We start from the raw sequence: 12,304 nt of genomic DNA, 5'->3' as shown, positions 1-12,304 counted from the left end.
CGTATAAGGTGTATTATGTTAATTTTAGAGATTCTACATAAATGTAGAGTCTCCTTCACTTAGATTCTGGCATGTGTTCCATACTTATCAATCATGATAGAGCTAGCTTCATTTAAGCCACGCACAGTGACATTCACACCATTCTTTTGAAATTTATTTACAACAGAATCAAGCATGGCGACTGATGTTACGTCCCAAATGTGAGAATGGGTCAAATCAATAATCACATCCTTTACATCCTCTTTAAAGTCAAAACCTTGCATGAATTTTTCAGAAGAACTAAAGAAGATCTGACCTCTCAAATCATACAAACGGGCCGTTCCCTCAAAAGAAGCTGTCACCTGGATATCATTTTCAAGTTTATTCGCCAAGAACAAGGCTGAAAGCAATACGCCCGTTAATACACCTAGAGCCAAGTTATGCGTAGCAACAACTACAATCACTGTCGCAATCATGACGATATTACTACTCTTAGGATTATCTTTTAACTGAGTGACAGAACTCCATTCAAAAGTACTAATAGAGACCATGATCATTACCGCTACCAATGCAGCCATTGGAATCACTTTGAGCCAGTCGCTAATAAATACAACCAGAATAAGAAGAAAAATACCCGCAGAGAATGTTGATAAGCGTGTAAGGCCGCCTGATTTTACGTTAATCATAGATTGGCCAATCATGGCACAACCGGCCATGCCACCCATAAAGCCAGAAGCAATATTCGCAATCCCTTGTCCCTTACATTCCTGATATTTATCACTTGGCGTATCTGTCATTTCATCCACGATAGTTGCTGTCATCATCGATTCAAGTAAACCTACAGCCGCCAGTGCGACTGAATAAGGCAAAATAATCATCAATGTTTCAATATTCAAAGGAATATTTGGAATCAAGAACATTGGAAGTGTGTCAGGTAAAGACCCCATATCGCCCACGGTCCGTACATCAATTCCTAAAGCGATTGCCAATAATGTGATTGCAATGATGCAGACTAGTGGAGAAGGGAGTAATTTTCCTAATTTGGGAACCAGAGGGAAGAGATAAATAATCGCCAAACCTAAAGCAACTAGAGCATATACATGCCAAGTCACATTAATCAGTTCAGGCAACTGAGCCATAAAAATTAAGATCGCTAACGCATTTACGAATCCAATAACCACAGATTTAGATACGAACCGCATTAACTTGGCAAGCTTTAAATAGCCTGCCAATATTTGAATCACGCCTGTCAAAATTGTTGCTGCCAGCAGATATTCAAGCCCATGCTCTTTGACCAATGTGATCATAAGCAGTGCCATAGCCCCGGTGGCAGCTGAAATCATGGCAGGACGACCACCTACGAAAGAAATCACGACGGCAATACAAAAGGATGCATATAGACCGACTTTAGGATCTACACCTGCAATAATTGAAAATGCGATGGCTTCAGGGATGAGTGCAAGACCGACGACTAATCCGGCAAGTACATCCCCACGGATGTTAGAGAACCACTGTTCTCGGACATTAGATAACATAAACATAGCCTGTTTTTTAATTTTTCAGATAGGCTAGTGATGTGATATATACAACACACAAGCGACTACACCACATCACTAGACAGTGATGAGTTATTTACAGATTTAAGACGGTAAATAAACTTAAGGTGGCGTAAGTGTCATAAGATGAAGGAACTTTTTAGAGTAAAAAAAAATCAGGACAAGGGTAACAGCTAGGTACTTTTTTATAAAGCCTGGATGTTATATCCAAGCTTTGTTTAATCGGTATTTTATGAAGCTTTTAGCTCCCCAAGTAATTGACCTATTTCCAAACGTGTATAGCCACGTTCTTTAAAGATCAAAACAATAGCCTGTTTATAATCTTCAGAAATAGCCGTTTTATATTTATTAATTAATTGCAGCTCAGCATTAAGCTGAAGGTCATTTTTGATCGTCAATACTTCCGTAGAGACTTTATTAAAAATCTTGAAATTAAACATACAGGTGCTCTTTATCAATATTGTAGCGGCCCGACTACAACAAACACCTGCCTCAGCTTAGCTGGACACCCTTTCCAAAAAGATTATAGAAAAAATGAAAAGTTTCAAGTTTTACTAAACTAAAGATAAAAAAGTATCAAACTTACGTATTTTAATAATAGAAGGTTGTTGAATTAGCTAATCAATTTTTAAATAATAGTACTCAAAGGAGATGGCTATCCTCCTTACACAAACCGCCAATTCTGGCTGATGATACCTACGTTTCCCTCAAGCAGGGTACGTAGTCGCGTGCTCTGCTTTTACAAAATGGAGCTACGCTATGTTTTCCCGTCATAAAGTTCTTTATTTATATATCTTTTGCTGCTCATAACTAGGAGCAGACATGTATCTTTCTCTTTTATCAATTGCTCTCGGTTCTGTAATCGGTGCCTGGCTTCGTTGGGGCATAAGTCTAAGATTTAATAGCGTATTTGAAAATATTCCTTTCGGGACAGTGATTGTTAACTTAATCGGTGCTTTTATTATTGGATTAGCTGTATCATTTTTTTCAAATAGCTCAATAAGCCCTAATTATAAGTTATTCGTTGTGACAGGCTTCTGCGGTGCTTTAACGACCTTTTCAACATTTTCAGTTGAAATTGTTGCGTTGCTACAAGCTTCAAAGTTTGAATATGCTATCTCAACAATAGCCATCCATGTAATAGGTTCATTAATCTTTACAGTACTAGGAATACTTTCCTATCAATTTTTCACTAATCATTAATAATCTAAATATTAGAAGGTAAAACAATGACTTTTAAAAATGTTAAAGCAGGTACTAATCCACCAGATGACTTTAATAGCATCATCGAAATCCCGGCAAATGCTAAACCCATCAAGTATGAAGTGAATAAAGAATATGATGCTTTATTGGTTGATCGCTTTCTAAGTACAGCAATGTCATATCCGTACAATTACGGTTATATTCCTCAAACATTAAGCGAGGATGGTGATCCCTTAGATGTATTTGTAATAGCTCCCCATGCGGTTGCTGTAGGATCAGTAATTCGCAGCAGACCTGTCGGAGTCATGTATATGGAAGATGAAGCCGGTATTGATGCAAAGATCATTGCTGTACCTCATTCTAAGCTCACACCTCTATATAACAATGTTGAAGATCTGAGCGACCTCCCTCAGCTTCAATTAGATCAAATGAAACATTTCTTTGAACATTATAAAGACTTGGAAAAAGGTAAATGGATGAAATTTAATGGTTGGGGCAATGTAGAAGAAGCCAGACAGGAGATTCTAAAATCTATCCAAGCATACAAATAATTTAGATAAAAGGGACCCAAATCTGAGGTCCCTTTTTATTCTATTTAACATAATGGCGATTATATGAAATGCAACTAAATTCAGTTGCATTTTTTAATTTCAAGGGACTATACTTAGTCGTAACTGAGTAGGGCAAAAATATGGGTAAAACGGAAAAGTTATTGGAAAAATTTGGAAATTCAAAAAATACGTTTCCATATAAAGATTTAGTCGTTTTACTGAGCCAGCTCGGCTATGAAAAATTTGAAATGGCAGGCTCTCGTGTTCGGTTTTTTAATGAAAAAACTGAACATATGATTTTACTGCATAGACCACACCCTGAAAATGAAATCAAAGGTGGGGCATTGAAAGCTGTAAAACAGGCACTCAAGCAGGAGGGATTTTTATGAGCTATTTAAAATACAAAGGTTATCTCGGAACAATTGAGCCTGATCTTGAAACAGGTGAGTTATTTGGAAAACTTGCTTTTATTCGTGATCTTATTACCTATGAAGCGGAAACTTTAAAAGCCCTTGAGAAAGCTTTTCAGGAATCTGTAGACGGCTATTTAGAATCATGTGCTGAACTAGGAAAATCTCCTGATCAACCATTCAAAGGCACTTTTAATGTCCGTATTAGCCCTGAATTACACCGTAAGGCGGTTTTAGCATCAAGTAATTCTCTAAATGCCTTTGTCAGTGATGCGATTCAAGAAAAGTTAATGCGTTTAGGTGCGTAATTTATTGAAGCCTAGGCTACTACCTAAAAATTGAAAAACTCAGCAAAAATGGGAGCTTAAAGCTCCCATTTTTAGTTTCATATAAGGTGTATTATGTTAATTTTAGAGAAACTTAAAGTAGGTAGATTGCTGACACATCTTTTTAGAACAAGAGATTTACAGCTATAACCCACATAATTATGCCTATGAGGAAATCTAAAATTTTCCATGAAATAGAACTTTGGAATAGCGGTAATAGAAATTTTGCTCCATGTCCTAAAGAAAAGAAGAATATCCAAGAAGATAGGATTGCTCCCATAGTAAATATATGCAGCTCGCTTTCAAAGTTCGTGGAAATAGAACCCATTAGTACAACGGTATCTAAGTAAACATGAGGGTTGAGCCAGGTAAATGCTAAACAAGTACCTAGCACATGATAAATATTAGCTTTTTCAATATTACTCGGATCAAGACGCGTATGTTTTCTAAAAGCTGAATAGAAGCTTCTCAAACCATAAATGAATAAAAATACAGCTCCAAAATATTGAGCAAAAATAGTAATTAAAGGAAATTCTTCAACGATCTTTGAGAATCCTGTAGTTCCTAAATAAATAAGAATAGAGTCAGATAAGGCGCATATAAGACAAACACTAAAAACATATTCACGCTTAAGTCCTTGTCTCAGAACAAAAGCATTTTGAGCACCAATGGCTAATATGAGAGAAAACCCAACCCCCAATCCTGTTAAAAATGTAACCATATTGACTTATCTGAAGTATCTATTTATTTGAATTATGTGTATTTGTTTTTTTTATTCATTAAAATTAAGAATATTTTGGGTTGGCTAAATAATTCTTATGTTAGAAAAAAAACAATGCGAAGCCTTTTTAGCGGTAGTTGAGACTGGTAGTTTCGATCAGGCAGGAAAAATGCTCTGCCTGACTCCATCTGCTGTAACCTTAAGATTGCAAGCTTTAGAAAAAGAATTAGGACAGTTATTAATAATACGTAGTAAGCCTTGTAAATTAACCACATCAGGTCAGCAAGTATTTGAATATTTAAAGAAAAGTCAAAGATTGGAACAGAATTTTTTACATGATTTGATGAATAAGTCACAAGCTGAATTTTTTAAAGTGGTTATTGCATCTAATGCCGATAGCCTAGCAACCTGGTTACTTCCAACCCTCAAAGATGTACTTATAAAAAATAAAATATTGCTGAATCTAATCGTTGATGATCAGGCTCATACATATTCCTTACTAGAAAAAGGAATTGTTAATGCGTGTATCTCAATTGAACCTAAACCTATGAAAGGATGTAATTCTCAATATCTAGGTGTGATGAAATATAGAATGATCGCAACAAAAGCATTCATAAAAAAATGGTTTGCTAGTGGCATAAATAGACAAGCCCTATGCTTAGCACCTGCTGTAATATTTAATGAAAAAGACCATCTTCATTTTGATATTTTAGTAAAGCAATTCGGTCTAACAAAGGGTAGTTACCCTTTTCACTTAATACCCTCTTCAGAATCTTTTTTGACCGCTATACGACTTGGAATAGGTTACGGAATGGTTCCAGAATTCCAATTAAATAGCCTCTATGATCAAGATGAAATGATTGATTTATGTCCAGAATTAGAAAATAAAGTTCAACTCTACTGGCATCATTGGATTCATCAACCTTACCATTTAGAAAGTGTTACAGACCATATAATTAAGTACTCAAAACTCATCTTAAAATAAAATGATTGAGCCTGATTCCCTACCTATTTAACATAATAGAGCTTATACGAAACACATTTTAAAATAGTATTATTTATCAACAACTTAAAAACCCAACCTTGAGCACAAAATGCACAAAAATTAGCTTCTGTAATAAGTAGGTGAGTTTTTAAGCAACTTTGTAATATTTAGCCACTAAAATTGGTTAAAAAAATACTCAATTTCCGCATTTTGCCCAAGTAACAAGACTCTTGCATCCGAAATTATCCCCAATTTTTGTGGATAAAATTTAGGCTATTTTGTACGCCCTGGCGCACAGTAATTTAGGGACTTTGCGGATATTCACCTCAACCCATTTTTACTATGATGAAGTCATCAGGAACAGGAAGTTCCACACAATAATAAGAATACAGATACGCACAAGGACAGTAAGGTACGACAGGAGTTATACCGAGCAAACCAATACGAAAAACCTCGGCAGGATGCCGGGGTTTTTTTATTCCTTAAATTACCTATCAGATTGCGATGTATACATCTCATAACTTGATTGTTTATATGACTTGTATCATGTTATATAAAATAGGAAAAAATAACTTCACTATAAGGAAATCATGAGAAAAAAGATCATCTACCTAGCGGGAGCTATGACCATAGTTTTACTAGTAGCGGTGATTAAACATGAAAATAAAGTAAAGAGGGATGAGCAATTGAGATATTTAGATTCCATGGTATCTAAACAACCTTAATAAAATTGCGTTTATGTTTAGAAATATCAGCTCATATGAAAGCCATTATTTAACATAAAATCTCTTATGCGAAGTCGAAAAAGCGAGGTTCCACAGTCCTCGCTACATATAATCTCTATTATATTAAGTAGATGATAAATCAAGATACTTGTTTTATAAATTCAGTTTTATTCCTTGGCGAAACCATGATTGATTTATGGATACCATCTTTTTTATATTCAATTTTTATTCTATCTAAAGATAAAGCTGGAGCTGATAAAGAGTCTGATGTTTCCTCGATCTTTTCAATACTACTCAATGGAATTTCCCACTTTAAGAATATGCTGTGTATCTTTAATATCTCACTGTCTACAACATAGTATGTGGTTGGAATGGGTAACCAAACCACTAGAGCTAAAGAACTTAAAAGGACGGAAAAAATTATATTTGCATGTAAATTTTGGCTATCAAAATTACTATAGACCAAGGTTAAAAGCAGTAAAGAACTTCCTGTCAAAACTATAATCAGCCACCAATCTATTTTTGATTTATATTTTTGCATTATTGAACTTCCCTAAAATTAACATAATACACCTTATACGAAAGCCCCTATAAGTAGGCCCTAATTAGATTCTTTTAGCTCACAAGACTAGGCTTAAAAAAATAATCTAAGTAATTGATCTAAATAAATAAAATGGGATAGTAATGAATTTTAGGCTAGACGCTTAAAAAAATAGAATCTAAAATTCATTACTAATCACCTAAAGCGTTGATTTACAATAATTATATTGTTTTTTCTTAAAAACCTAAAATTCATTACTAATCGTATAAATTGTTGATTTATAATTAATATCTTGTTTTTTAGTTTCTAAAAAAATCTAAAAGTCGAATTATCTTTTACAATATAAGGGAAAATTCTGCATTCAGCTTGGCAGTTGCAATATCAGCTTCTGTCACATTAAGGAATTAAAGATCAAATAATTCGGTTAAGTCCCTCTCAGAAGTATTTCCATGAAAAAATTCAGTACAAGTGAGCATCTCAAAAAAATGGATCGCAAGGATTGGGCAACAGCTCAATCGATTACGACCTTCGGCATGAGTCCTGAAGAAAAAAAGGCTCATGAAAAAAGATCCTGGGAACGCTTTGACCGGATTCAGTCCGGAGAAACCACAATTAAAGATGAAGAAGCAGTATTGCTCATGCAGTGGCGTGCCCTAAATAATCTGCTTAAAAGCCAGGACTAAAATCATTATCCTGATCATGATTTCTTATCTTGTCAGGGGTTACTGCCTTTTCTCTCATTTGCAAAGGCACACGTTCGATGACTTGCCGCTGCATGAATGCCAATTCTTCCTCAATAGAGGCTATCTGGATAACTGAATTCTTTAACTGTTGGCCCAAATCAGTTAAGTATTCAAATTTTTCAAGTCGGTCGAAGGATTCGATATTCAAAAGATCGATATAAGTCTGTAAATCATGCTGAATCACCCTAAAAGGTTCAGTCATTTGACGATCTTGCAATAAGGCTTGCAGCATTTTCTGTTGTAAAAACAATAATTTTTCTTGAGCATACCAATGCTGCCGTGTCCGTGGTGTTTCAGCTTGCGTGCTCAACTCTTCAATCTCTTGACGATTTTTTAATTCAGCCTCGTAAAATGAACGATACAACTCATAATGATTTTCAGCACGTAACCGGTTAATTTCAGCAGTCATTCTTTCCCGTTCGGCCACTAATTCCGGCTCTTTCTCACGCGCAAAACGGACCGCCTTATTCATCACAGGAACATCCTTCAGCTGTGTGCCATGCTTCTTGTTGTATTCCTTGTTGGATAAACAGCTGACCAAACTAGGAACTTCCACCTGAATTCCCTTGATTTCCACCATCTTGGTCGGAGCATAACGCATGAGACTGTCATTAATCAGCTCTTCAGTTTTCTGCCGATACAGCTGTAACTGCGCCTTTCCCATGCCTAACACATCAGCTGTCAGCTTCTGCGCCCCACCTTTCTGTGGATCCTTTGGGTTATAACGCTTAAAAAACTGTTCTGCGGTCCGGTCGATGCCATCAACATGCCGTTCACTATACATAAAATGCAAATGCGGTTGCTCTTGCCCACCCAACGATCCAACATGATTATGAATGGCACAGGTAAAGGGATAGCGATAGCGGTCTGCAAACTCAGCAATGAATGCCTCGGCCAATTCAATCCGCTGTGCCTGGTTCAACTCTTTCGGCAAGGCCACCACCAGACTGGAACAGGTACGGCCATTACTACGTTCATAAATATCTGCAGCGCCCCAAAACTCAGCCGGCTTTCCTTCAGCAAAATTTGGCATATTGCCGGATCTCACAAATTCGATCTGTTCTGAGGCACTTTCTTTATAATTTTTAAAATGCGAAGTCCGGGTAATGTAGTGAAACCGGTTCTTGGCCGTGGCAGCATTTTTTACTTTCCCCGATCGGGTTTTCACGGCCTTTTTGCTTGTGTGTTCCAGGTTGCAATAGAACATAATCCCACCTTCAAATTCACGGAGCCTCGCAGAGCCTGCGGAGCACGAGGAGAAGTGTTTTTAATTCGATATAATTGCGTAGTAATTATATCGAATTAAAAACACGGAAACGAGCTTAAGAATTAAATAAAATGTTCCCACATTTTATTTAATTCTTCCCGTGCCAGCCTATGCTAAACTGAAAACAGAAAAACCTCACCCATTTTATGCTGGAGAATGCGATGACGGCTCGTGGAAGACCTGCGAAAATACTCACTTCAAATGACCTCATGACATTGCAGCAGTTCCTGGAAAAACTTCCCTTCCTCAAGAAAAAACAGCAACAGGCTTTAACCCTACTCCAGCAATCCAATGACAGATTCAATGACAAACAACTCAGTCTGCTCAAAACAGTCGACCGGGAGAAGAACCAGTTTCTAACAAGACAGGCACTCATTGAACAGATCAAACTGAAGGACAAAAACCAGCAGCCCCTCTTGGCCAACGAAATTGAAATTCTGACCTTACTCAATCAAGCAATGGATCAGGATAATTTTTTCCGCCTGGATCGCGCCCTAGAGTCTTATCAGAAAATTGAAAAAGCCGCCCTAGACAATCGAATCCGGCTGGAGAATGAACACAAACGTGAAATTTTGCAGAAAAGTCACAAGGAACTGACGGAAGCCCAGAAAAAACGCAATGCAGAAAACCAACTCAAATACGCGATAGGAGGTGTAGTTCAATCACTTTATAAAGACCTTGATCTTCAGATCCAGCACAGTGATATTCCCCTGCTCAGAGATGCCCTCCTACAGAGCATTATTTGGGAAAGAGCCATTAAAGAAACCACACTCTATAAAGAGATCAAAAACAACACCGAAGACCTCAAGGAAGAAACAAAATTATTCCAGCGTATGGTTGAAGATTTGCCAACCTATAAAATCAATGGGCAAGAGTTTCACAAAGTACTCATCCAAAAGCACCGTGGAAAGCCATAAAATGCGATTACAGCCTGTTTTTGGCTTAATCCTACCCATCCCTAATAAAAAATGTAATCAGGGCTAAAAATGCGAAATAGGCCCTTTTACGCTTTACCTAATACAAATCCTTAATTTATAAACTAAGAAATATCCTTAAAACTCAAATTAAATACCTAAAAGGTATCTATAGAGCGAGTGTCTACGAGCGAACCACTAAAATTCGCGCTTCGACTTTCTGAAAAACAGCTTTTTAGGCTGTAGAGCCTAATAAAGCGTAAATCACATGTAAAAATCAGATTTTAGATCGAGCGAAAGCGAGTGAAAAAGCTCTATGAGCGTAGCGAATCCATTCTTGCTTTTGGTTTTTCGAATTCAAGAAAGAATTAACTAAAAAATTGCCCCTACGAACTGAGCGAAAGCGAAGTTCAATAGAGTTTGAGCGTAGCGAAAACCAAGGGCAATTTTTCCTTCCCTGGGCTTTTAATTATTTTAAAGCTTTTAAATGTTTTTAGACATGCTGAAAGCCTTAAGCAGCAATGCCTTCATGATCTATATAGCAACGTTTCCTCGGTTATATAGCAACGTTTCCTCGGTTATATAGCAACGTTTCCTCGGTTATATAGCAACGTTTCCTCGGTATTTGACAACATATATTTATTATGTTGTTATAGCAACACAATAAAACTGTTGCTAAATAGAATGACATGACCGACTTAGTCGTAAAATCAAATAAACTCGTTCAGGCCTTACAAACACTTACTTTAAGTGAAACTCGTCTATTGCAGCTCGCTATTGTCGATGCTCGTGAAACGGGGCAAGGATTATCAACCGATGAGCCATTAGAACTAAATGCTCTTAGATATGCTAAAGCCTTTAATGTTTCATCCGACGCAGCATATTTAGCCTTAACTGAGGCTGAAGATTCTTTATTTAAAAGACAGTTTACTATTACTAATGAAGACGGGACTTTAACAAAAAGTCGCTGGATTCAAGATGCTAATTATCGAAAGGGTGAAGGTCGGATATTGGTGACTCTAACTCGTGTCGTAATTGAACACGTCACAAAAATAGATGGCTTTGAACAATATTTTACTAGCTACCATCTTAAAAAAACTTCGGATTTCAAAAGTGTTTATGCTGTACGACTTTATGAATTGTTAATGCAATGGAAGTCTGTAGGCAAAACACCTATGTATGAGTTAAATAAATTCCGTAGTCAAATAGGTATAGGAGTTAATGAATACGCTCGTATGGAAGCTTTTAAAAGACGTGTTTTAGATATTGCTATTGATCAAATTAACGAGTTTTCTGACATTACAGTTAAATATGAGCAGCATAAAAAAGGCCGTTCTATTTCAGGTTTTTCATTCACCTTCAAACAGAAGAAAACGGGCAATCAATCAGTAGAAAACAAGCGAGATCCAAAAACGGTAAATATTTTCTCAACCATGACAGATGCTCAACGACACTTGTTTGCCAACAAACTTTCACAACTTCCTGAAATGAGTAAATACTCCCAGGGCACAGAAAGCTATCAGCAGTTCGCTGTACGTATTGCTGAAATGCTCCAAACCCCAGAGAAATTTAAGGAACTATACCCTTACCTCCAAAAAGTAGGTTTTAAGGCTGCCTAGAATATAGGCTTGCCGATTTGTCTATTAGACTGTCTAATAGACAAGACATTTTTACAAGATTAGGCATCGTTTTACATCATGAAAAGCCTTTCAGTTTTAGAATTATCCAAGCTTTATGGCATAAACAGACAAACGATTTATAACCATATAAATAAAGGTATTTTAAGTAAAAACTCTGACAATAAAATTGATTTTTCAGAAGCTATCCGTGTATTTGGAGAGCCTGCCAAAAAACAGAATATAAAAGAACCTGTAAAAATAGACAGTCCAAGTTCGGCAGAAATTTTACTGCTTAGACAACAGATAGACATACTGAAAAATCAGCTTGATGATGCAAAAGACCGGGAATCTTTCTATCAAAACCAGATTGAAACAATGCAGCGCTTATTAGAAGCTCCCCAAGCCAATATGACTACGTTTACCGATCAAGAATCGGTGCAACCAGGTATGACCAAAACAGATCCAGAACTAGACACAGCAGAAGCTAAACATGACGGATTGACTACTCCGGAGCAAACAGAAAATGAGCACAGTCCAGTGCCTACGCATATCGAGCGACAACCTAAAAAACGAGGTTTATTCGGTCGTTTGGCGAAGGCTGTTTTTGACAATTGATTCTTCACTGAAGCTAATCAAAGTTGTGGAACAATGATCAAAGAATAGGCGTGGAACGTGAAGAATCAATAAAAAGCCGCTCCAGTGCGCTGAACCCTGGAACGGCTTTAACTAAGATATTGATGCCTATAGGGAAATTTCAAGCATTT

Annotated in this window: 14 protein-coding genes and 1 riboswitch; of the genes, 9 read left to right on the top strand and 5 right to left on the bottom strand. The window is 36.8% G+C overall.

Translation table 11 applies throughout. From position 1 onward, the window contains the following. Positions 1 to 59 precede the first annotated feature (59 nt). Positions 60 to 1,514: a SulP family inorganic anion transporter gene (locus tag E5Y90_RS17090; protein ID WP_151819645.1), complete on the bottom strand. Its 1,455-nt coding sequence runs from the start codon at positions 1,512 to 1,514 to the stop codon at positions 60 to 62. A gap of 251 nt (positions 1,515 to 1,765) precedes the next feature. Then, positions 1,766 to 1,975, bottom strand: a complete 210-nt coding sequence (locus tag E5Y90_RS17085) for a hypothetical protein (protein WP_004282305.1) — start codon at positions 1,973 to 1,975, stop codon at positions 1,766 to 1,768. A gap of 198 nt (positions 1,976 to 2,173) precedes the next feature. Continuing rightward, positions 2,174 to 2,241: riboswitch (Fluoride riboswitch) on the top strand. 116 nt (positions 2,242 to 2,357) lie between these two features. Between E5Y90_RS17085 and crcB the strand changes: the two genes are divergently transcribed. From crcB to E5Y90_RS17065, 4 genes are all read left to right on the top strand, one after another. Continuing rightward, positions 2,358 to 2,738 (top strand): fluoride efflux transporter CrcB, encoded by a 381-nt coding sequence (gene crcB / locus E5Y90_RS17080; protein ID WP_005225409.1) that lies wholly within the window; start codon positions 2,358 to 2,360, stop codon positions 2,736 to 2,738. A 26-nt stretch (positions 2,739 to 2,764) separates the two neighbouring features. Continuing rightward, positions 2,765 to 3,289 (top strand): inorganic diphosphatase, encoded by a 525-nt coding sequence (ppa, locus tag E5Y90_RS17075; RefSeq protein WP_131275023.1) that lies wholly within the window; start codon positions 2,765 to 2,767, stop codon positions 3,287 to 3,289. 140 nt (positions 3,290 to 3,429) lie between these two features. Continuing rightward, complete coding sequence (locus E5Y90_RS17070) at positions 3,430 to 3,678, top strand: type II toxin-antitoxin system HicA family toxin (protein ID WP_004812233.1); 249 nt, start codon at positions 3,430 to 3,432, stop codon at positions 3,676 to 3,678. Then, positions 3,675 to 4,007, top strand: a complete 333-nt coding sequence (locus tag E5Y90_RS17065; RefSeq protein WP_004812232.1) for a type II toxin-antitoxin system HicB family antitoxin — start codon at positions 3,675 to 3,677, stop codon at positions 4,005 to 4,007. The genes E5Y90_RS17070 and E5Y90_RS17065 overlap by 4 nt, the downstream gene beginning before the upstream one ends. 142 nt (positions 4,008 to 4,149) lie before the next feature. Here the strand turns inward: E5Y90_RS17065 and E5Y90_RS17060 are convergent, their stop codons facing one another. After that, positions 4,150 to 4,746, bottom strand: coding sequence for a LysE/ArgO family amino acid transporter (locus tag E5Y90_RS17060; protein ID WP_174660718.1), 597 nt, complete (start codon positions 4,744 to 4,746; stop codon positions 4,150 to 4,152). A 97-nt stretch (positions 4,747 to 4,843) separates the two neighbouring features. Here E5Y90_RS17060 and E5Y90_RS17055 point away from each other — a divergent pair, with 97 nt between their 5' ends. Further along, a complete protein-coding gene (locus tag E5Y90_RS17055; protein ID WP_174660717.1) occupies positions 4,844 to 5,731 on the top strand; it encodes a LysR family transcriptional regulator ArgP in 888 nt (295 codons plus the stop codon). Between the two features lie 864 nt (positions 5,732 to 6,595). Here the strand turns inward: E5Y90_RS17055 and E5Y90_RS17050 are convergent. Further along, positions 6,596 to 6,997, bottom strand: a complete 402-nt coding sequence (locus E5Y90_RS17050) for a PH domain-containing protein (protein ID WP_174660716.1) — start codon at positions 6,995 to 6,997, stop codon at positions 6,596 to 6,598. Positions 6,998 to 7,446: 449 nt separating this feature from the next. Between E5Y90_RS17050 and E5Y90_RS17045 the strand changes: the two genes are divergently transcribed. Then, positions 7,447 to 7,680: a hypothetical protein gene (locus tag E5Y90_RS17045; protein ID WP_174660715.1), complete on the top strand. Its 234-nt coding sequence runs from the start codon at positions 7,447 to 7,449 to the stop codon at positions 7,678 to 7,680. Here the strand turns inward: E5Y90_RS17045 and E5Y90_RS17040 are convergent. Beyond that, a complete protein-coding gene (locus tag E5Y90_RS17040; protein WP_174660714.1) occupies positions 7,664 to 8,947 on the bottom strand; it encodes a MobA/MobL family protein in 1,284 nt (427 codons plus the stop codon). The genes E5Y90_RS17045 and E5Y90_RS17040 overlap by 17 nt on opposite strands. Positions 8,948 to 9,168: 221 nt before the next feature. Here E5Y90_RS17040 and E5Y90_RS17035 point away from each other — a divergent pair, with 221 nt between their 5' ends. The 3 genes from E5Y90_RS17035 to E5Y90_RS17025 all read left to right on the top strand — a co-directional run bounded on the left by E5Y90_RS17035 (position 9,169) and on the right by E5Y90_RS17025 (position 12,155). After that, entirely contained in the window at positions 9,169 to 9,924 is a 756-nt protein-coding gene (locus E5Y90_RS17035) for a hypothetical protein (protein WP_174660713.1), read from the top strand. Positions 9,925 to 10,610: 686 nt separating this feature from the next. Beyond that, complete coding sequence (gene repM, locus E5Y90_RS17030; protein WP_174660712.1) at positions 10,611 to 11,540, top strand: replication initiation protein RepM; 930 nt, start codon at positions 10,611 to 10,613, stop codon at positions 11,538 to 11,540. Between the two features lie 78 nt (positions 11,541 to 11,618). Beyond that, entirely contained in the window at positions 11,619 to 12,155 is a 537-nt protein-coding gene (locus E5Y90_RS17025) for a plasmid replication DNA-binding protein (RefSeq protein WP_174660711.1), read from the top strand. The last annotated feature ends 149 nt before the right edge of the window (positions 12,156 to 12,304 follow it).

This window comes from Acinetobacter sp. 10FS3-1 (assembly GCF_013343215.1).
GTDB classification, from domain to species: domain Bacteria; phylum Pseudomonadota; class Gammaproteobacteria; order Pseudomonadales; family Moraxellaceae; genus Acinetobacter; species Acinetobacter lwoffii_C.
Note: the sequence above shows the minus strand (reverse complement) of the source record. Positions and strands in the feature narration are given on the sequence as shown.

Bases quoted from the DNA above. Each gene is read 5' to 3' on its own strand.
- ppa (WP_131275023.1), top strand. From the start codon at position 2,765: ATGACTTTTAAAAATGTTAAAGCAGGTACTAATCCACCAGATGACTTT.
- E5Y90_RS17060 (WP_174660718.1), bottom strand. From the start codon at position 4,746: ATGGTTACATTTTTAACAGGATTGGGGGTTGGGTTTTCTCTCATATTA.
- E5Y90_RS17050 (WP_174660716.1), bottom strand. From the start codon at position 6,997: ATGCAAAAATATAAATCAAAAATAGATTGGTGGCTGATTATAGTTTTG.
- E5Y90_RS17065 (WP_004812232.1), top strand. From the start codon at position 3,675: ATGAGCTATTTAAAATACAAAGGTTATCTCGGAACAATTGAGCCTGAT.
- E5Y90_RS17035 (WP_174660713.1), top strand. From the start codon at position 9,169: ATGACGGCTCGTGGAAGACCTGCGAAAATACTCACTTCAAATGACCTC.
- E5Y90_RS17045 (WP_174660715.1), top strand. From the start codon at position 7,447: ATGAAAAAATTCAGTACAAGTGAGCATCTCAAAAAAATGGATCGCAAG.
- E5Y90_RS17090 (WP_151819645.1), bottom strand. From the start codon at position 1,514: ATGTTATCTAATGTCCGAGAACAGTGGTTCTCTAACATCCGTGGGGAT.
- E5Y90_RS17040 (WP_174660714.1), bottom strand. From the start codon at position 8,947: ATGTTCTATTGCAACCTGGAACACACAAGCAAAAAGGCCGTGAAAACC.
- E5Y90_RS17085 (WP_004282305.1), bottom strand. From the start codon at position 1,975: ATGTTTAATTTCAAGATTTTTAATAAAGTCTCTACGGAAGTATTGACG.
- repM (WP_174660712.1), top strand. From the start codon at position 10,611: ATGACCGACTTAGTCGTAAAATCAAATAAACTCGTTCAGGCCTTACAA.
- E5Y90_RS17070 (WP_004812233.1), top strand. From the start codon at position 3,430: ATGGGTAAAACGGAAAAGTTATTGGAAAAATTTGGAAATTCAAAAAAT.
- crcB (WP_005225409.1), top strand. From the start codon at position 2,358: ATGTATCTTTCTCTTTTATCAATTGCTCTCGGTTCTGTAATCGGTGCC.
- E5Y90_RS17025 (WP_174660711.1), top strand. From the start codon at position 11,619: ATGAAAAGCCTTTCAGTTTTAGAATTATCCAAGCTTTATGGCATAAAC.
- E5Y90_RS17055 (WP_174660717.1), top strand. From the start codon at position 4,844: ATGTTAGAAAAAAAACAATGCGAAGCCTTTTTAGCGGTAGTTGAGACT.